Annotated in this window: 16 protein-coding genes and 2 pseudogenes; 7 read left to right on the top strand and 11 right to left on the bottom strand. The window is 62.6% G+C overall.

Going from position 1 to position 19,481, the window contains the following annotated elements:
- Positions 1-114: 114 nt before the first annotated feature.
- The 3 genes from C4Q26_RS19185 (at position 115) to C4Q26_RS19175 (ending at position 5,063) form a co-directional block, all read left to right on the top strand.
- Positions 115-1,488 carry a TolC family outer membrane protein gene (locus C4Q26_RS19185; protein ID WP_023381636.1) on the top strand — a complete coding sequence of 458 codons (1,374 nt, stop codon included), beginning with the start codon at positions 115-117 and terminating at the stop codon, positions 1,486-1,488.
- A 77-nt stretch (positions 1,489-1,565) separates the two neighbouring features.
- Positions 1,566-3,701 (top strand): type I secretion system permease/ATPase, encoded by a 2,136-nt coding sequence (locus C4Q26_RS19180; protein ID WP_023381637.1) that lies wholly within the window; start codon positions 1,566-1,568, stop codon positions 3,699-3,701.
- Between the two features lie 9 nt (positions 3,702-3,710).
- Positions 3,711-5,063 (top strand): HlyD family type I secretion periplasmic adaptor subunit, encoded by a 1,353-nt coding sequence (locus tag C4Q26_RS19175; RefSeq protein ID WP_177429836.1) that lies wholly within the window; start codon positions 3,711-3,713, stop codon positions 5,061-5,063.
- Positions 5,064-5,115: 52 nt separating this feature from the next.
- Here the strand turns inward: C4Q26_RS19175 and C4Q26_RS19170 are convergent, their stop codons facing one another.
- The 8 genes and pseudogenes from C4Q26_RS19170 to C4Q26_RS19140 form a co-directional block, all read right to left on the bottom strand.
- The gene (locus C4Q26_RS19170; RefSeq protein ID WP_023381642.1) at positions 5,116-5,847 is read right to left on the bottom strand and encodes a proteasome-type protease; all 732 of its coding nucleotides are present in this window, start codon (positions 5,845-5,847) and stop codon (positions 5,116-5,118) included.
- A complete protein-coding gene (locus C4Q26_RS19165) occupies positions 5,844-6,641 on the bottom strand; it encodes a transglutaminase family protein (RefSeq protein ID WP_023381643.1) in 798 nt (265 codons plus the stop codon). Before C4Q26_RS19165 ends, C4Q26_RS19170 begins: the two co-directional genes overlap by 4 nt.
- Complete coding sequence (locus tag C4Q26_RS19160) at positions 6,638-7,588, bottom strand: alpha-E domain-containing protein (protein ID WP_104883405.1); 951 nt, start codon at positions 7,586-7,588, stop codon at positions 6,638-6,640. The genes C4Q26_RS19165 and C4Q26_RS19160 overlap by 4 nt, the downstream gene beginning before the upstream one ends.
- A gap of 3 nt (positions 7,589-7,591) precedes the next feature.
- Positions 7,592-9,001 (bottom strand): circularly permuted type 2 ATP-grasp protein, encoded by a 1,410-nt coding sequence (locus C4Q26_RS19155; RefSeq protein ID WP_023381645.1) that lies wholly within the window; start codon positions 8,999-9,001, stop codon positions 7,592-7,594.
- 266 nt (positions 9,002-9,267) lie between these two features.
- Positions 9,268-9,870 carry a tRNA-uridine aminocarboxypropyltransferase gene (locus C4Q26_RS19150; RefSeq protein ID WP_023381646.1) on the bottom strand — a complete coding sequence of 201 codons (603 nt, stop codon included), beginning with the start codon at positions 9,868-9,870 and terminating at the stop codon, positions 9,268-9,270.
- Positions 9,871-9,946: 76 nt separating this feature from the next.
- Positions 9,947-10,921 (bottom strand): annotated as a pseudogene (locus C4Q26_RS28875) (methyl-accepting chemotaxis protein); the annotation flags it as partial.
- A 285-nt stretch (positions 10,922-11,206) separates the two neighbouring features.
- Positions 11,207-11,506, bottom strand: a pseudogene (locus C4Q26_RS28870) (PAS domain-containing protein); the annotation flags it as partial.
- A 145-nt stretch (positions 11,507-11,651) separates the two neighbouring features.
- Positions 11,652-12,545 carry a LysR family transcriptional regulator gene (locus C4Q26_RS19140; protein WP_023381648.1) on the bottom strand — a complete coding sequence of 298 codons (894 nt, stop codon included), beginning with the start codon at positions 12,543-12,545 and terminating at the stop codon, positions 11,652-11,654.
- A gap of 225 nt (positions 12,546-12,770) precedes the next feature.
- Here C4Q26_RS19140 and speB point away from each other — a divergent pair, with 225 nt between their 5' ends.
- Both speB and C4Q26_RS19130 read left to right on the top strand, forming a co-directional pair.
- Complete coding sequence (speB, locus tag C4Q26_RS19135; RefSeq protein ID WP_023381649.1) at positions 12,771-13,721, top strand: agmatinase; 951 nt, start codon at positions 12,771-12,773, stop codon at positions 13,719-13,721.
- 178 nt (positions 13,722-13,899) lie between these two features.
- Positions 13,900-15,279 carry a sodium:solute symporter gene (locus C4Q26_RS19130; RefSeq protein ID WP_023381650.1) on the top strand — a complete coding sequence of 460 codons (1,380 nt, stop codon included), beginning with the start codon at positions 13,900-13,902 and terminating at the stop codon, positions 15,277-15,279.
- 154 nt (positions 15,280-15,433) lie between these two features.
- Here the strand turns inward: C4Q26_RS19130 and C4Q26_RS28405 are convergent, their stop codons facing one another.
- Both C4Q26_RS28405 and C4Q26_RS19125 read right to left on the bottom strand, forming a co-directional pair.
- A complete protein-coding gene (locus C4Q26_RS28405; protein WP_023381651.1) occupies positions 15,434-15,562 on the bottom strand; it encodes a PA1414 family protein in 129 nt (42 codons plus the stop codon).
- Between the two features lie 128 nt (positions 15,563-15,690).
- Entirely contained in the window at positions 15,691-16,584 is an 894-nt protein-coding gene (locus tag C4Q26_RS19125; protein WP_104881381.1) for a LysR family transcriptional regulator, read from the bottom strand.
- Between the two features lie 106 nt (positions 16,585-16,690).
- Here C4Q26_RS19125 and C4Q26_RS19120 point away from each other — a divergent pair, with 106 nt between their 5' ends.
- Positions 16,691-17,863: an MFS transporter gene (locus C4Q26_RS19120; protein ID WP_104883403.1), complete on the top strand. Its 1,173-nt coding sequence runs from the start codon at positions 16,691-16,693 to the stop codon at positions 17,861-17,863.
- A gap of 62 nt (positions 17,864-17,925) precedes the next feature.
- On the opposite strand, the gene C4Q26_RS19115 is transcribed toward C4Q26_RS19120, so the two are convergent.
- Positions 17,926-18,852 carry a DMT family transporter gene (locus C4Q26_RS19115; protein WP_023381654.1) on the bottom strand — a complete coding sequence of 309 codons (927 nt, stop codon included), beginning with the start codon at positions 18,850-18,852 and terminating at the stop codon, positions 17,926-17,928.
- Between the two features lie 237 nt (positions 18,853-19,089).
- On the opposite strand from C4Q26_RS19115, the gene C4Q26_RS19110 reads away from it, so the two are divergent.
- Positions 19,090-19,365 carry a hypothetical protein gene (locus C4Q26_RS19110; RefSeq protein WP_023381655.1) on the top strand — a complete coding sequence of 92 codons (276 nt, stop codon included), beginning with the start codon at positions 19,090-19,092 and terminating at the stop codon, positions 19,363-19,365.
- Positions 19,366-19,481: the final 116 nt, after the last annotated feature.

The following is a 19,481-nucleotide window of genomic DNA, read 5'->3' as shown; positions in this document are numbered from 1 at the left end:
GCGCCCTAAATGTTCTTAGCTCTGTTGTTACAAACTTGAAACGGTTTGAAGCATAAATATCGTCATTTTTTTGGCGAAAAGCAGGACTTTTTTTGGACCAGGGAGATGTACCCCATGCGCGTGTTAACCCCCATCACCAGTGCAGTGCTGTTGGCCATGGCGTGTGCCAACGTTCAGGCGATGTCAATCAACGAGGCCGTCCAGAACGCCGTGGACCAACATCCCGAGATCAGCGCCAGCCGCAATAGTCGACTGTCGGCAGACGAGGATGTGAAGTTCGCTCGCGGGGGGTACTACCCAACTGTCGACCTGGTGGCCGGTTATGGCCGCCAACGTTCCGACAACCTCAATACTCGTGGACTCAACGCTGACGGCACCAGCAACCACCGCAAGGAAACGCTCAACTACACCCAGTCGGAACTGCGTCTTCGGCAGATGCTGTTCGATGGCTTCAACACCCCCAACGAGGTAGGCCGCACCGAGGCGGTGGCCAACTCGCGGGCCTACTACACCCAGGCCACCGCCGAGACGGTTGCCCTACGCGCCATCGAGGTGTACCTGGAGGTGCTCAAGCGCCGTGAGCTGGTGACCTTGGCGAAAAACAACCTGCAGGCCCATCTGCGGGTCAACGACCAGATCGGCCTGCGCAGCGAGCGTGGCGTCGGCAGCACCGCCGACCTCGACCAGTCCCGGGCCCGTCGCGCGTTGGCGGAGAACAACCTGGACACCGCCGAAGTCGACCTGGCGGACGCCGAGGCCAACTTCTACAGCGTCATCGGTCGCATGCCCGACGAACTGGAAACCCCGTCCACGATCAAGGGCCAGGTACCTGCCAATCTGGATGAGGCACGCAAGGGCTTGCTGGAGAACAACCCCTACCTGAAATCGGCCCAGGCCGATGTGAATGCCGCCGAGCAGCAGTACGAAGTGGCCAAGTCGCCTTTCTATCCGCGCCTGGACGCTGTGCTGGCCACCGGCGCCAATAACAACCTGGGCGGAGAAAAAGGCCACAGCAACAACGACTGGCAGGCCGGCGTAGAGCTCAGCTACAACCTGTTCCGCGGCGGCAGCGACAAGGCCCGGCTGCAATCGGATGCGCACAAGATCAACCAGGCCATGGACATCCGCAACAATGCCCTACGCGAGCTGAACGAGAACCTGGCCCTGGCCTGGAACGCCATGAACAACGCCCGCAAGCAAGCCCCGACCGCTCGTGAATACGCCGAAACCACCCAGCGAGTACGAGCCGCCTACCAGGACCAGTTCGGCCTGGGTCAGCGAACCTTGCTGGACGTGCTGGACAGCGAAAACGAGCTGTACAACGCCAACCGCCGCTACACCGAAGTACGGTACACCGAGGAGTTCTCGATGTATCGGGTCCTGGCGACCATGGGCGAACTGCTGAGCAAGCAACGCATCTCGCTGCCGCCAGAGGCCATTGCCAAGAGCGATGTGCGCAACGAGGCAAGACTGCCCGACATGCGCTAGGTACAGCCGCAGGCAGATCCGGTTCGCAAGGCGTTGCACCCCATCCAACGTCGCGGGAGTAGTCCATCGTGACCAGTATGCAAAGCGCGCAGCCGCGCCCGGATGTCGATGACCCACTGCTCGATGGCCTGCTGATCCTGTGTCGCCTGCATGGTCGCCCGGCCAGCCGTGCCAGTCTGTGCAGCGGCTTGCCCCTGGCCCAGCAGCGCCTGGGCCCGGCACTGCTGCCACGAGCAGCCGCCAGGGCTGGCCTACAGGCGCGCGTCCTGCCCCGTGGCCTGGCTGACATTTCGCCCCTCAACCTACCGGTGTTGCTGTTGCTCAACGACGGCCGCAGCGCCGTGCTGCAGCGCTGGGGCGATGACGGCCGTGCGCTGATCCTGCCCTGCGAAGCCGAAGGCGGTGAGCAATGGGTCGAGCGTGAAACGCTGGACCAGGCCTACAGTGGCAACGCCCTTTTCGCTCGCCCCCGACACACCCTGGAAGACCTGCGCTCGCCCTTGCTACCCAGGGTCAACGCCTGGTTCCGCGACACACTGCGTCACTCACGCTGGCTGTATGGCGATGCCTTGTTGGCCAGCCTGCTGATCAACTTGCTCGGCTTGATGGTACCGCTGTTCGTCATGCAGACCTACGACCGCGTGGTGCCCAACCAGGCTGTATCGACTCTGTGGGTACTGGTCGCTGGCCTGTTCATTGGCACTGCGTTCGAGTTGGTGCTGCGCATGGTCCGCGCCCACTTGCTCGATCAAGCCGGCAAGAAAACCGACCTGATTCTGTCTGCGACTTTGTTCGAGCGCATCACCGGCATGGCGATGAAGGCCAAGCCCGCCACCATTGGCGGCTTCGCCCAAAGCATCCACGACTTTCAGGGGCTACGCGAATTTCTCACCGCCGTGACCCTGACCAGCATCATCGACCTGCCCTTCGTTGCCCTGATGCTTCTGGTGATAGGCCTGCTCGGCGGCTGGCTGGTGCTGATTCCCTTGATCGCCTTCCCCGTTGCGGTGGGCTTCGCCCTGCTGATCCAGGCTCGTCTGCGTGACACCGTACAAAAGAGCCTGAGCCTGGGCGCGGTGCGCCAAGCGCTGCTAATCGAAACCCTGGGTGGCCTGGAAACTCTCAAAGCCTGCGGCGCCGAAAGCGAACGCCAGTACCAGTGGGAACACACCAACGGCGCCATCGCCCGCCTCGATGCCCACGCCCGCAACCTCTCCTCCCTGGCCAGCAACGGCACCCTGTTCATCCAGCAGTTCTGCGGCATGGCCACCATCGTGGCCGGGGTCTACAGCATCATCGCCGGCAACCTCAGTGTCGGCGCCCTGGTGGCCAGCTACATGCTCGGCAGCCGAGTGCTGGCACCGCTGGGGCAGATCGCCGGGCTGATCACCCGCTACCAGCAGGCTCAGCTCACCATGCGCAGCACCGACGCGCTGATGGCCCTGCCTCAGGAGCGCCAGGCCGAACAGCAAGCGCTGGAGCACACCACGCTCAAGGGTGGCCTGGCACTGAGCCACGTCAGCTTCCGCTACCCAGGGCAAACCCATGCCGCGCTGCATGACGTCAACCTCAGCCTCAGCCCTGGCGAGCGCATTGGCATCATCGGCCGCAGCGGCTCGGGCAAGAGCACCTTGGCACGCCTGTTGATGGGCTTTCATCACCCTGACGAAGGCCAGGTGCTGCTGGATAACCTCGACCTGCGCCAACTGGATATTGCCGACCTGCGTGGCCAGATCGGCTACGTGGCCCATGACCTGCCGCTGCTGGCCGGTTCCTTGCGCGATAACCTCACCCTCGGCGCACGTCACGTCAGCGATGCACGCATGCTCGAAGTGGCCGAACTGACCGGCGTCAGCGAGCTGGCCAGGCAACATCCCAGTGGCTTCGACCGCCCGGTGGGCGAACGAGGCCAGCTGCTGTCCGGTGGCCAGCGCCAGGCCGTGTTGCTGGCCAGGGCCCTGCTGCTGGAGCCCCCGATCCTGATTCTCGATGAACCCACCAGCCACATGGACAACAGCAGCGAGGAACAACTGCGCCAGCGCCTGATGGCCTGGGTGCCAGGCAAGACGGTACTGCTGGTGACCCACCGCACCTCGATGCTCAGCCTGGTGGACCGTCTACTGGTGCTGGACAACGGCAAGATCGTCGCCGACGGGCCAAAGGACGCGGTCATCGACGCCCTGCGCAAAGGCCGCATTGGCGCGGCAATGTAGGAGTTCACCATGCCTCTCATGCAAAGCGTGCGCAGCAACCAGGGCAACGACAAACGAGCCGAGCGCGACTATATGCCGGAGCTGGCCGGCGCCACTTTGCAGGACTCACCCCGCCTGTCGCGCCTGACCGTGTGGCTGGCCGCCGCACTGCTGCTGGTGGCGTTGGCCTGGGCCAGCCTGGCGGTGCTCGATGAAGTGACGGTAGGCGAAGGCAAGGCTATCCCGTCGAGCAAGGTACAGGTCGTGCAGAACCTGGAAGGCGGTATCGTCACCGAGATCTTCGTACGTGAAGGTCAAATGGTCGAGAAAGGCGCCACCCTGCTGCGCCTGGATGACACCCGTTTCAAGTCGAACAAAGGCGAGAGCGAAGCGGATCGGTATGCGTTGACCGCCCAGGTCGAGCGCCTCGCCGCCGAGTCCGAGGGGCGCCCCTTCGAGCTGTCGGATGAAGTGCGGGCCAAGGCTCCGCAAGTTGCCGAAGACGAAATCGCGCTGTATGAATCCCGCCAACGGCGCCTGGCCAGCGAAAAACAGACGCTCAACGAACAGCTGCGGCAAAAGACCCAGGAGCTCGCCGAATTCCGCTCGAAGGTCGAACAGTACCGCTCGGCCCTGGGCCTATTGCAGCAGGAGCTGAACATGTCGACACCGCTGGTGGGCACTGGGGCGATCTCGCCGGTGGAAATCCTGCGTCTGAAACAACGTACCGTCGAGGCGCGCGGCCAGCTCAATGCCACCAGCCTGGCCATTCCCCGGGCGGAGGCGGCGGTGGCGGAAATCAAGAGCAAGATCCAGGAGTCCGACGCCACCTTCCGCTCCGAAGCAGCCAAGGAGCTCAACGACAAACGCACTGAACTGTCGAAGATCACCGCCACCAGCATCGCCATCGACGACCGGGTCAACCGCACCACCGTGGTGTCGCCGGTGCGTGGTATCGTCAAGCTGCTCAAGGTCAACACCATTGGCGGCGTGGTGCAGCCGGGCAGTGACCTGGTGGAGATCGTGCCGATCGAGGACAACCTGCTGATCGAGGCCAGGGTGCGGCCGCAGGATGTGGCGTTCCTGCATCCGGGGCAGCCGGCGATGGTCAAGTTCAGTGCCTATGACTACACGATTTACGGTGGGTTGAAGGCCAAGCTCGAGCTGATCAGTGCCGACACGGTGACCGATGACAAGGGCAATGCGTTCTACCTGATCCAGGTGCGCACCGACAAAAATCACTTGGGTGGGGACAACAAACCGTTGCTGATCATCCCGGGGATGGTGGCCACGGTGGACATCATCACCGGCCGGAAAAGCGTGCTGGACTATCTCTTGAAGCCAGTGCTCAAGGCGCGGACAGAGGCGATGCGCGAGCGTTGAGTCGCCCGCAGGCCGGCTCCTACAGCGCTGCATGCAGGAACCGGCCCAGGCTCTACTGGACGTATGCCGCAGGCGGGTCCGGCAACGCTGCGAGCAAATCCCGCAAGCCATCGGACCATTGCGACCGGATACGCTGAAAGTAAGGGTCATGGGCCGTGATACGGTGGCATTTCACCTCATCCAGGCAGTCTTTGCGGTACACCAGCAGATCCAGCGGCATACCCACCGACAGGTTGCTGCGCATGGTCGAGTCGAACGAGATCAGGCCGCAGCGCAGTGCCTCGCCCAGCGGCGTGTGGTAGAGCAGGTTGCGATCGAGTATCGGCCTGCCGTACTTGCTCTCGCCCAGCTGCATGAACGGCGTGTCCTCCGTTGCCTGGATGAAGTTGCCTTGCGGATAGATGTTGTACACGCCCATGGGCTGGCCCAGGATCTGCCCTCCCACCAGGAACGAACAGCTCAGGTCCACCTTGCCAGACAGCTTGGTGCAGTCCCGGTTGATCACCTCTCGAATGGTGTCGGCCACCAGCGCCGTGGCGTCGTACAGCGTCGGTACGTTCAACAGATGCGCGCCCTCACTGTCACAACGCTGCCTGAGCAAACTCACCACCGACTGCGAGGTCGCAAGGTTGCCGGCCGTTTGCAGCACGATCAGGCGCTCACCCGGCACATTGAACACGAACAACTTCCGGAACGTGGAGATCTGGTCGATTCCGGCATTGGTCCGTGAGTCCGATATGAAGACCAACCCGTCCGCCAGGTGCATCGCAACGCAATAGGTCATTGCTGTTGTGCCTGTGGTAGCGAGCTGACCTGCACCCGCGCCAGCATCGACTCCGCCCCGCCGCCACGGCGCATGCCACGCACCGGGCAGGCATCGAGATAATCATGCCCCACCGCCAGCTTCAGGTGCCGTTCCGGCCTGGCCAGGCGGTTGGTGACATCGAAGCTGTACCAGCCATCGCCCAGCCAGGCTTCGGCCCAGGCGTGGCTTGCCAGGTGGCTTTCGTCCTCGGTGCACAGGTAGCCCGACACGTAGCGCGCAGGGATGCCCAGGCTACGCGCGCAGGCCAGGAACGCATGGGTATGGTCCTGACAGACGCCGGCGCGGTTGGCGAAGGCTTCCGCCGCCACCGTGTCCACCGCGGTTGCGCCAGGGGTGTAGGCAATGTGATCGGCCAACCCGTTCATCAGATCGATCAGCGCCGTCCGGTCGCGTCTGGCGCCACAGTGTCGAATGGCGAAGCCCCGCAGTGCATCGTCGATGGCGGTCAGTTTGCTCGAACGCAGAAATGGCAGCGCGGACTGCGTGTCGTGCTCCACTTCCAGCGTCTGGTCGATGTCCACGTCCCCATGGGCACTGAGCATCAGGGCGTCATGGGGTTCGTCGATGGTCAGCAAATGCAGGACATTGCCATAGGGATCCAGCTGGCTACCTACCGGACGTGGCAGATCCAGATGCCATTCCAGTATCTGCTGGCGTTCACTGCTCTTGGGTGTGAGGCGCAGCAACTGGATGCTCATGCACACGTCGTTGGAGTAGTGGTAGGTGGTGTCGTGGCGGATAGACAGTCTCATACTACCTCCAGGTAGGATTCGTGAACGTTCTGTCCCAAGTGATTGATCTGGCCGATGTAGTGGGTCAACCAGTGATGCAGCCCAGACTCAAGGATCTCTTCGATACCAGTGAAGCGCAGACGGGCACTGAGTTCGGCTGCCAGACGTTGCGCCGGACGCCCGTTTTCACCCGGCAAACCGGCCAGCAACTGCGCCAGCTCCTCGACGCAGGCATGCAGCGAGCGTGGTACATCCGCGCGCAGCAATAGCATTTCGGAGACCTGCTCGGCCGCCGGTGCGCAGCGGTAGATTTCGTTGAACGCTTCAAAGGAGGACAGCGCGCGCAGCAAGGCGCTCCATTGGTAGTAGCCGCGTGCGGAGTTGTCGCTGACTTCTTCCGATTCCTCGCCGAACATTTCGTAGCGCGCGTCGAGCAAACGCAGGGTGTTGTCCGCCCGCTCCAGGAAGGTGCCCAGGCGGATGAACCCATAGGCCTCATTGCGCATGATGGTGCCAGCGGTGGCACCCCGGAACAGGTGCGACCGCTCCTTGACCCATTCGCAGAAGTGGTTGATACCGTAGCGTGCCAGGCCTTTGTTGGCGATGTTGCGCATCTCCAGCCAAGTGGCGTTGATGTTCTCCCACATGTCGGCGGTAATTCGCCCACGCACCGCGTGTGCATTGCTGCGCGCGGCCCGCAGACAGCAATAGATGCTGCCGGGGTTGGTCTCGTCCAGGGCGAAGAAATGCAGCATGTGCTCGACATTGAGCTCGCCGTAACGGCGGTTGTAGTCATCCAGCGTGCCCGCCGCCAGCAATGACATCGCTAGCTCAGGCCGCCCATCGCTGCGCCCAGCCTGGGGCATCAGCGAAAGCGAATAGCTGACCTCGAGCATGCGCGCCAGGTTCTCCGCGCGCTCAAGGTAACGGGACATCCAATACAGGTCCGAGGCAGTCCTTGAAAGCATGATTCAGTCCTCCACAACCCAGGTGTCCTTGGTGCCGCCGCCCTGGGACGAGTTCACCACCAGCGAGCCTTCGCGCAAGGCCACCCGCGTCAATCCGCCTGGCACCAGGCGGGTTTCCTTGCCTGACAGCACGAACGGGCGCAAGTCGATGTGCCTTGGCGAGATGCCGTTTTCCACGAAGGTTGGGCAGGTCGACAGACACAGCGTCGGTTGGGCGATGTAAGCCTCCGGCCGGGCCTTGATCCTGGCACGGAACTCTTCGATCTCCGCTCTGCTCGCGGCCGGCCCGACCAACATGCCGTAACCGCCCGAGCCCTGGGTCTCCTTGACCACCAGTTCCGGCAGGTTGGCCAGCACATGGGACAGTTCGGCAGGCTTGCGGCACTGCCAGGTCGGCACATTCTTGAGAATCGGCTCCTCTGAAAGGTAAAAGCGGATCATGTCGTCGACGTAGGGGTAGATCGACTTGTCATCAGCCACCCCGGTACCCACCGCGTTGGCCAGCACCACATTGCCGGCACGGTAGGCCGTAACGAGCCCTGGCACCCCAAGCAGAGAGTCGGGATTGAAGGACAGCGGGTCGAGGTAGGCATCGTCGAGGCGTCGGTAGATGACATCGACCGCACGTGGACCAGAAGTCGTGCGCATGAAGACATGGTTGTCGCGCACGAACAGGTCAGCGCCTTCGACCAATTCCACACCCATTTCACGGGCCAGGAAAGCGTGTTCGAAATAGGCGCTATTGAATCGACCGGGGGTCAGTACAACGGTTGTCGGGTTATCCAGCGGGCTCGAACTCTTCAGGGTATCGAGCAACAAGTTGGGATAATGGTCGATGGCTGCGACGCGTTGAGCAGCGAACAACTCGGGGAACAGACGCATCATCATCTTGCGGTCTTCGAGCATGTAGCTCACGCCGCTTGGGGTTCGCAAGTTATCTTCCAGTACGTAGTAACTGCCATCGCCATCACGCACCAGATCGACGCCGGCGATGTGGGCATAAATACCGCGATGCAAATCCAGGCCTTGCATGGCCACCTGGTAACCATCGTTCGCCAGGACCTGCTCGGGTGGAATGATGCCCTCCTTGAGAATCCGTTGCCCGTGGTAGATATCGTCAAGGAACAGGTTCAGTGCCTGGACACGCTGGATACAACCGCGCTCCACGGTTCGCCATTCACTGGCCTTGATACTGCGAGGAATGATATCGAACGGAATCAACCGCTCGGTGCCTTGTTCATCCCCATACAACGTGAACGTAATGCCTGCGCGATGAAACAATAAGTCCGCTTCACGACGACGCTGATCGAGCAACTCCAAGGGGGTATTCGCCAGCCAACGCGCAAACTCTTGATAATGCGGACGACACTCACCGGCCGCATCATACATTTCATTGAAAAAGGCCCGAGGCATACGCAACTCCCCACACACTAAGTACAACTGTTATCCCTGCAGTCGTTACCTAGCAATAGCGATGCCGAAACAGGCGCCACCCCGCAAACCGTGGCCTCTCGCGGTGCAGGTTCACCTAGGTTGTCAAGGTAAACGCACTCAATAAGGGCTCGTTGTAGCGTATTGAATAAGGCGTGAACCAAAACAGGGAATACAGGCCTTGGAATGCAAGTAGTAAGTGGGCCGCTTATCGCCGGCAAGCCGGCGCCTTCAGGCGCGCTCCTGGCCTATTGGTCTTGACCATGGTTGCGCTGGAATGTCTCCCGGCCCATTGCAGCTATCTGCCCTTCGATCAGTGCCTCGAACGGTTGCAGCAACGGGTCGAAACACTCTGGTGCTTCCAGTGCATTCAACGCCTGCACCACCGCCTCGATGGTCGACAGCGCCCCAGGCTCCGGCGCCTTGCGCAACCGGTAGCGTGAAGGCGTCACCTGCCCCAGCGTCACACGCGGCAAGGCCTGCAGCAATGGGTTGAGGTAGAGCAGCTTGCGCGCCTTGCGCCAGGTACCGTCCGGAACGATCAGCAGCAGCGGCGTGTCCTGTGCATCGCCATAGGCGCTCAGCGCTTCGGCGCCATCCCCTGGAAACAGTATTACCGGCCGGTAACCGGGAGTGGCGAGCAAATCGGCCAGATCCTCGAACACCTCGCCGACCCGCAATTGGGCGTTCGCCAGCCCCAATGCGACAAATCGGGCTGTATTGAGGGCGTGGGTGGTTTCGCTCGCGTGCTGCAACACCAGGACGCGGGTGCGGCTGTCGAGATGAGGGATCAGTGAGCAAAGGCAATGGTCTTGCGGACGCAGGCAGCGTTCGCAGCGGGGTCTGGACATCGGGTTCTCCTGGCTGGCGCCAGTGTGCCATAGCCACCCGATAAAAGGCCCACATCCCTGTGGGAGAGTCGTGGGTTCAGCGGTTGAAACGCTCCGCCAGACTGTGCAGGTATTCGGCCATGCGTTCGAGGTCCTGGCTGATCTCGGCACCTTGCTTGGCCTGCCCGGCGCTCTGGTCACACAACTGGGCGATACGCACGATCTGCTGGTTGATGTCTTCGGCGACGTGGCTTTGCTGCTCCGACGCGGTTGCCATCTGCTGACTCATACCGGTGATGCGGCTGACCGCCTGGACAATCCCGGCCAACGCCGACTGCACCGCTTCGACGCTCTGCATGCTGTCACGGGAAATTTGCTCGCCACGACTGGCGGTGCTCACCGCGCGTTCGGCGCCAGCACGTAGCGACGCGATGATGTGGTGGATTTCATCCGTGGACGACCGCGTGCGTTGGGCCAGGGAGCGCACCTCATCGGCCACCACGGCGAACCCCCGGCCTTGCTCGCCAGCGCGGGCCGCCTCGATGGCCGCATTGAGCGCCAGCAGGTTGGTCTGCTCGGCGATCGAGGTGATGGTGTCCACCACGCTGCCGATGCTCTGGGTCTGCTCGGCGAGGGCATTGACGGCCTGGCCGATGTCGCTTACCGCAACGCTCATGCTGCCCATGGCCTTGAGGCTCTGCTGCGCCAGCTCGCTGCCCTGTTGGGCCAGCTGGTCGGCATCGCCGGCGGCATGGGCGGTGCTTTGCACGTTATGGGTGACCTCCTGGATGGTCGCGGCCATCTGCGCGATGGCCGTGGCCGACTGGTCGGTTTCGCTACGCTGGCGGTCGAGCATCTGCGCCTGGGCATCGGACAGGTCGGCGGACTGGGCCGCCCGTGACTTGACCCCGACCCCGGCATCCACCAGCCGGGTCAAGGCGGTCTGCAGGCGCGCCTCCTCGCTGATGATTGCCAGGTCCAGTTGCCCCTGCAGCCCTGGATTGTCACTGTAGGTCAACGCCACCAACGGGCTGGTAAAGGCCTTGGGATGCTCGTCCAGGGTGCGGCGTATGGCCAGGTTTTGTCGATGCTCGACCCAGTACCAGGCAACCAGCAGGCTGGCCATCAGAACACCTAATGCGGCGTAGGTGGGCAACCAGAGGTAACCGGCAGCCGAGAGCACGCCGGCTCCGATCAATGGCCAGCCATGCCCCAACCCATGCCCCAAACGCGCCGCCCACGACACGGGCGAACGGCCTGCGCGCAGTCGCGAATACAGCGCTTCGGCGCGGCGGATCTGCTCACGGGTAGGCACCGAGCGCACCGACTCATAACCACTGACCCGGCCATTTTCGTAAATCGCCGTGACATAGGCGCTGACCCAGTAGAAATCGCCGTTCTTGGCGCGGTTCTTGACCACGCCCATCCAGGGCTTGCCTTGCTTGATGGTGTCCCACATATGCCCGAAGACCGCAGGCGGCATGTCCGGGTGCCGCACCAGGTTGTGCGGTTGCCCGACCAGTTCATCGTAGGTGAACCCGCTGATGGCTACGAAGGCGTCGTTACAGTAGGTGATTCGGCTGTTTAGGTCCGTGGTGGAGATCAGGCGCTGTTCGCTGGGGAAGGTTCTTTCATGCTCAGTGACGGGCAAATTCATGCGCATCTTGGGCGATCCTTGCTTGTGTAGATGAAGGGGAAAATCATCAAAGCAAGTAGAGGTTTAGCAGAGCGCCACCATGGTAGTGGCCAGGTTGTGCAGGAAAATGGCTCGTCCCGACGGAATGTCCGAAATGTCGTCTGACTCAGCCGACGATGAGCTGGCTCTTGAGCAGGTCACGGAACGTCTGGATCAAGGGTTCGCGGCTGCGACCGCGACGAATGATCAAGGAAAATGGCGCCTGATAGCCAAAGGTCGCCGGCGACAATACCCGCAGGTCGCCTTTGTCCACCCAGGCCTGGGCGTAATGTTCGGGCAGGTAACCGATGTAGGCGCCTGAGAGAATAAGAATCAGCTGCGCCTCCATGCTCTCTACCGTTGCCGCACTGTGCTTGAAACCATGGCGGGCCAGCTCCGCCTGGCTCCAGTAGCCACGCCCGACCATGCGCTGCTGGGTCACCACCTGCTCGGGGATGCGCCGTTCGGCGAACAACGGATGTCGGCTGCTGCAGTACAGCCAGTGCTGCTCGCGGTACAGCGGCTGGTAGACCAAGCCGCTCATGCGCGACGAAAAGGCGCCAATGGCAAGGTCCAGGCGGTTGTCCTGCACCCCCAGTTGCAGCTCGTAAGGGCTGGAAACCGACAGGTGCAGGTGGACCGCCGGGTGCTCCTGGCTGTAGGCGCCGATCGCCTCGGCCAACGGCAGCGCCCGATCGCCGACGGTCGAGTCGATCACCCCCAGGTTGAGCGTGCCACGCAGTTCGCCCTTGAGGGCGGCGGCGTATTGCTCGAATCCATCCAGTTCGGCCAGCAGGCGCAATGTCTCCTGATGGAACAGCTCGCCCTTGCTGGTCAGGCTGAAACCGCCTCGCCCGCGGTGACACAGCACGATCCCCAACGCCCCTTCCAGTTGGCTCATGTAGGTGCTGATGGCTGATGTCGACAGGTTCAGCTCACGCTGGGCATTGGCGAAGCCCTGGTGGCGCACGACGCTCACGAAGATGCGCAGCAGTTTCAGGTCAGGCAGTGTCGAGGCCATGGTGCAACGGTTCCGCAGGAGAATTTTCGCGCAGTCTAACCGGTCTTGCGGCCATTAGTTCAGAAATTCCTGAAGTAAGTATTTGCCGGTAGCGATTCTTCCCGCGCACAGCCTTGAGCAGACTTGGCCGAAATGTCCCTGCCCGCCAGCAGAACCACACTATCGAGGCGCGCGGCGGCACAGGTTCGAACAAACAGAACAATCGACCGACTGATGAGGCCCACCGTGGACAAGATTCTCCACCAACCACTGGGCGGCAACGAAATGCCGCGTTTCGGCGGCATCGCCACCATGCTCCGTCTTCCCCACCTGCAAAGCGCCGAAGGCCTGGATGCCGCGTTCATCGGCGTACCGCTGGACATCGGCACCTCGCTGCGCTCAGGTACCCGTTTCGGCCCACGGCAGATCCGCGCCGAGTCGGTGATGATCCGCCCGTACAACATGGCCACCGGTGCCGCCCCGTTCGACTCGCTGTCGGTGGCCGACATCGGTGACGTAGCGATCAACACCTTCAACCTGCTTGACGCCGTGCGCATCATCGAAGAGGCCTACGACGAACTCCTCGAGCACAACATCATCCCGCTGACCCTGGGCGGCGACCACACCATCACCCTGCCGATCCTGCGCGCACTGCACAAGAAGCACGGCAAGATCGGCCTGGTGCACATCGATGCCCATGCTGACGTCAACGACCACATGTTCGGCGAGAAGATCGCCCACGGCACCACGTTCCGCCGTGCCGTGGAAGAAGGCCTGCTCGATTGCGACCGCGTGGTGCAGATCGGCCTGCGCGCCCAAGGCTACACCGCCGACGACTTCAACTGGAGCCGTCGCCAGGGCTTTCGCGTGGTGCAGGCCGAAGAGTGCTGGCACAAATCGCTGGAACCGCTCATGGCCGAGGTGCGTGAAAAGGTCGGCGGTGGCCCGGTGTACCTGTCGTTCGACATCGACGGTATCGACCCGGCCTGGGCGCCAGGTACCGGCACGCCGGAAATCGGCGGCTTGACCACCATCCAGGCGATGGAGATCATTCGCGGCTGCCACGGCCTCGACCTGATCGGCTGTGACCTCGTCGAAGTCTCCCCGCCTTACGACACCACCGGCAACACCTCGTTGCTCGGTGCCAACCTGCTGTTCGAAATGCTCTGCGTGCTGCCGGGCGTCGTGCGTCGCTGATCAACGCTGCACTGCTGGATCGTGGGAGCGGACAGCACGCGGCGATGGACTGATAGAACTGGCAGGAGCCATCTGGGAGGGCCATAGAGGCCCGCCAACACAAGACAAGACCGCCGGGCGCCGTGAACCCGCCCGCGTGGTCGATCTCGCCATAATAAAGATAATCGGGAGACCCCCAATGGCCTTGGACATCATCGTTGTACTGATCTATGCCGCCGGCATGCTCGGGTTGGGCTGGTACGGCATGCGCCGTGCAAAAACCCACGAAGACTACCTGGTGGCCGGGCGCAACCTCGGCCCGACCCTGTACATGGGCACCATGGCAACCACCGTTCTCGGCGGCGCCTCTACCGTAGGCACCGTACGCCTGGGTTATGTCCACGGTATCTCCGGTTTCTGGCTGTGTGCAGCCTTGGGCCTGGGCATCATCGCCCTGAACCTGTTCCTCGCCAAACCGCTGCTGCGCCTGAAGATCTTCACCGTGACCCAGGTTCTGGAGCGCCGCTACAACCCGATGGCGCGCCAGGCCAGCGCGGCGATCATGCTGGCCTACGCGCTGATGATCGGCGTCACCTCGACCCTGGCCATGGGCACCGTGTTGCAGGTGCTGCTCGACGTGCCGTTCTGGATGGCCCTGCTGTTCGGTGGTGGCGTGGTGGTGGTGTATTCGACCATCGGCGGCATGTGGTCGCTGACCCTGACCGACATCGTCCAGTTCGTGATCAAGACCGTAGGCCTGATGTTCATCCTGCTGCCAGTGTGCCTGTACAAGGCCGGTGGTTGGGACACTCTGGTAGCCAAGCTGCCGGCAGCCAGCTTCAGCTGGACCACCATCGGCTGGGACACCATCATCACCTACTTCCTGATTTACTTCTTCGGCATCCTGATCGGCCAGGACATCTGGCAGCGGGTGTTCACCGCCCGGGACGAGAAAGTCTGCCAGCGCGCCGGTACCACTGCTGGTGTCTACTGCGTGCTGTACGGCCTGGCCTGCGCGCTGATCGGCATGGCCGCCCATGTGCTGATGCCGGACCTGGCGAACCCGAACAACGCCTTCGCCGAAATGATCAAGAGCCAGTTGCCCGATGGCATTCGTGGCCTGCTGATGGCGGCTGCCCTGGCCGCGATGATGTCTACCGCCAGTGCCGGCCTGCTGGCTGCCTCGACCACCCTGACCGAGGACCTGCTGCCTAAACTGCGTGGTGGCAAGCAGTCGAGCCTGGGCGTCAACCGCCTGTTCACCCTGCTCACTGGCCTGGTGGTACTGGCTATCGCGCTGGCGGTGAACGATGTGATCAGCGCCCTGACCCTGGCCTACAACCTGCTGGTCGGCGGCATGCTGATCCCGCTGATCGGTGCCATCTTCTGGAAGCGTGCGACCACCGCAGGGGCCATCGCCAGCATGTCGCTGGGCTTTGCCACCGCACTGTTCTTCATGTTCAAGGATGGTCTGGATGCCAACACGCCGATCTACTACAGCCTGGCCGTCGGTCTGGTGAGCTTCGTGGTGGTGAGCCTGATGTCGCGCAAGTCGGTGGCGGCGGCAAAGCTGGCGTGAGCCTGTAACGCGGGTTGGCCGCGATCGCCGGAAAGCCGGTTCCTGCAGGGTTGGTGCTTGCAGGGACCGGCGACACGGCCACTACGAACACCACGCCCCCCCAGAATCAAAAAGGCCGCGGCATCGGCAAGTGATGCAGCGGCCTTTTTTTCATTCAGCGACGACGCGGTTGGCGCTTGCGTTGTTCTTCGTCGGTCGGGATCGGCACTGGCTGCAGCGGCGGAGGGAGCAAGCCCAATGCGACAGCGAGGTCGTGGAGCCAGTTGTAAAGTCGGTCGTTCATAAATGCCCCCTTTTACGGGTCAGCCTCACGGCAATTTCAAATCTTGCGATGTTTCATACAGATCATAGTCCGATGTCCTGTATTACGCATGCCTCTGCCCTTACAGATAAGGGCCAGTTTGACCCGGATCAAGCCGAAATGCCGTATTCCGACGACTGGTTAATCGTTTCGCTTTGTTGCAAATCGATCCACGCCTGTAAATTCGCGCCGCGCATGCCCTGACGCCACATCAACCAGGTGACCGCCTCATCGAATGGCGCCTGCAAGCGGTGCACCCGCACACGGTCGCGCCCTGGCAGACTGTCGAGCATCGAGCGGGCCATCATGGCCACCCCTGCCCCGGCAATCACGCAGGCCAGCATGCTCTGGTACGACTCGATCTCCATCACGCGCCCCATCGGCGTGTGGGCATGGGCATACCACGCCTCCAGCCGCATGCGGTAGGAGCAGCCCTGGCGGAAGGTGAACACCGCCTTGCCAGCAACGTCCTTGGCGGTGTGCACCACGGGGTGCTCCGGGCTGGTGATCAGCACCAACTCTTCTTCGCACAGCGGTATACCGTCCAATCCGGCCAGGTTCAGTGGGCCGTCTACCAGCGCGGCGTCCAGGCGATGGCTAAGCAGTCCTTCGAACAACTCGCCACTGGGTGCAGCTCGTACCTGCAGGTTCACCGCCGGGTAGGCCTGGTGATAGCGGGCCAGCAGCGCCGGTAGATGGGTGGCCGCCGTGCTGTACATGGTCCCCAGCACGAAGTCGCCGGCCGGCTGCCCGCCCTGCACCGCCGACAGCGCTTCGTCATGCAACGCAGCCAGGCGGTTGGCGTAGTCCAGCAGCACCTTACCGGCGGGCGACAGTTGCAGGCGCTGGCGCTCGCGCAGGAACAGCTCCACACCCAGTTGCTCCTCGAGTTGCCGCAGGCGCGTGGACAGGTTCGAAGGCACTCGATGCAGGCGCTCGGCGGCACGGGTCACCGATCCTTCCTCGGCCACAGCCTGGAAGATGCGCAATTGGCTGAACTCCATTGCATTCTCCAAAACAGAATAACTTCATCATCATTATTCAATTTTATTGAAAGTCAATCAGCCCTACCCTGCCATCCATCGCTTACATTCGCGCAGGAGTATCCTCATGTCGCCGCTCGTACAACTGCTGGCCAGTGCCGTGGCCCTGATGATGGCCATGGGCATTGGCCGCTTCGCCCTCACCCCGCAACTGCCGCAACTGATCGCCGAAGGCCAGTTCGACCTCACCGCCGCCGGGCTGGTTGCCGCCGCCAACTACCTGGGCTATTTCCTCGGCGCGGTGGATGCGATGTTCGCCCGCAAGCCTGCACAGGTTCGCCTGCGCCTGCACGGCGGGCTGTGGCTGTGCGTGCTGCTGACCTTGGCCTCATGGGCCGCCGATGGGTTCTGGAGCCATTTGGCATTGCGCTTCGGTACCGGCGTGGCCAGCGCCTGGGTGCTGGTGATGATCACCAGCCTCAGCCAACAGGTCGCCAATGCGCACGGGCAGCAACGGTACGGGGCTCTGGTGTTCGCAGGGCCAGGCCTGGGGATCGCCCTGACCGGTCTGCTGGCACTGGCTGCGCACCTGTCGGGACTCGGTTCGGCAGCGTTGTGGATGATCTATGCCGTGGCTGCGCTGATCATGTTGCTGGCCGCCCGGCCCTGGCTACCCCAGGAGCTGCAACCGGCGCTAGCGCCCGCGGTGTCTCAACCAGGAGCCAACCGCAGCGCTGGCATTGGCCGACTCGGCCTGGTCTATGCCTTGTATGGCATCGGATACATCCTCCCGGCCACCTTCTTGTCGCAAATGGCCAGCCAGCAGTTTCGCGGACACTGGATGGCCGACCTGTTCTGGCCAGCGTTCGGCCTGGCCGCGGCACTGGGGGTGCTGCTGGTGAGCTTGCGTCGCCCTGGGCGGACCTCGGCCTGGCTAACGGCCACGCTTTGGTTGCAGGGGTTCGGTGTGCTTGCATGCCTGCTGGGCGATGGAATCGGCCTGGCACTGGGCGTGGTGCTGTGCGGCACCCCGTTCCTGGCCTGCATGCAACTGGTGATGCAACGTTCCCGCGAGCTGGCGCCGCAAGCGACGCAGCGTAATGCCGGTCTGCTCACGGCGTGCTTCGCCTTGGGCCAGTTGAGCGGACCTCTGCTGGCAGCGGTCAGCAGCCACTACAGCGCCAGCCTGGCGCCAGCACTGGTGCTGGCAGCGACGGGGCTGGGCCTGGCGGGGGTACTGGTGCTGATGGAGGGCCGGCGTCTGCCATCCTGCCCGCCGAAGGCCCAGACAGCCTCCTAAGACCCGAGTCGGAATACCTCTAGGAGCCGGTTTGCCGGCGATGGAGCCCGTACCGCCAACCGCTACCCGACCCACTTGCGCAGTTGCAGCTTCACCCACGGCTCGGCACTCACCAGGATCACGCCCAGCAAGACCATGACAGCCCCCAGTACAAAATTGGCACTCAATGGCTCACCCAGTAGCACCACCCCGAATGTCACCCCGAACAACGGGGTGATGAACGAGAACACCGCCAGGTTCGAGGCCAGGTACTTGCGCAGCAACCAGAACCAGGTGAGGTAACTGATGAACGACACGACGATCCCTTGGAACAGCACACTACCAAGTGCCAACGGGGTCCACGTCACTGCCGCGATTTGCCCACTGAGCAAGGCGATCAGCACCAACCCGACACAGCCGACTGCCAATTGATAGAACAACGTCAGGGTCGCGGGCGCCTCCGACAACCGAGAGCAGCGCACCACCACCGTGGTCGCGCCCCAAGCCAGTCCGGCCAGTACCCCCATGGCGTCGCCCAACAAGGTGCGTCCATCCATCTGCTCGAACGACATGCCACCGGCAAAGGCGGTGGCTATTCCGCCGAACGCCAACAGGATGCCCAGCCACTGCAACAACCGCAGCCGCTCGCTGGCCAACCTGAAATGCAGCCCCAACGCGGTAAATACCGGTGCGGTGTAGAGGAATACCGACATATGCGCCGCCGAAGTCAGCTTGAGCCCCTCGGCGATGAACAGGAACTCCAGGCCAAACAACCCACCCGCCACCGCGCCGGCTTTCCAGGTGCTTCCCAACTGCTCCCAGCCACCACGCCAGCAGACCAGCAAGCCAACCAGCACCGCGGCAATGAAGTTGCGCATGGCGGCCTGCATCACCGGGGCGATGTCGACCGCCGCCGTCTTGATCAGCACTTGCTGGCAGCCCCAGATGAGGCACAACCCCAGCATGACCTGGAAGGCGAAGGCGTCGGGATTCTTGCGGGTCGCGCTCATGGGCGCGACCCTGTTGCTGTGAAAGTCATGGATTCGAACTCGGCAGTGGACACGGAAGACCGATTATCGGATTTCAATGGTCGCTCATGCCACCCTTAAAACGACCTTGGGCTATCTGCATCAGTGGCGGTGCTCCACAGCCGAGGCAACCGTCTGCACACCCACCGGTCGTTGACGCTGAACTAAACGCCGCGCAGATACCTCCACCGGGCACCACCATCGCCGGAGGGAGAAAGGATGAAACCGCTGCTGCGCATCGTTTGTGCGACTGCCCTGTTCTGCAGCCTGCCCGCCTGGGCCTGCACACCGGAAGAAGCGACTCAGAAACGGGAGGAACTGGCCGGGCTGGTCAGCCGATTGACCGAACAGAACCCGCAAAAGGCCAAAGAGATCAATGACGAGCTACAGGGAATGGACCTGGGCACGGCGAGCAAGGACTTGCCCGATAAATGTCAGCTGATCGACAAGCGGATCAAGGAGCTCAAGGAGGCGCAGAACAAGGCTGAATCGTAACGGTCGGGGCCGGCAGAGCCGGCCTCATCGCGGGTAAACACGCTCCTACCGTAAACGCGCACTGATCAGGATCGTGGCAGTTCAGCATTGCGGCTGCCAACCACCCGCGAAGAGGT

Source organism: Pseudomonas sp. SWI44 (genome assembly GCF_002947915.1).
Taxonomy (GTDB): domain Bacteria; phylum Pseudomonadota; class Gammaproteobacteria; order Pseudomonadales; family Pseudomonadaceae; genus Aquipseudomonas; species Aquipseudomonas taiwanensis.
The sequence above is the reverse complement of the archived record's forward strand: the minus strand, read 5'-3'. Positions and strand labels throughout refer to the sequence as shown.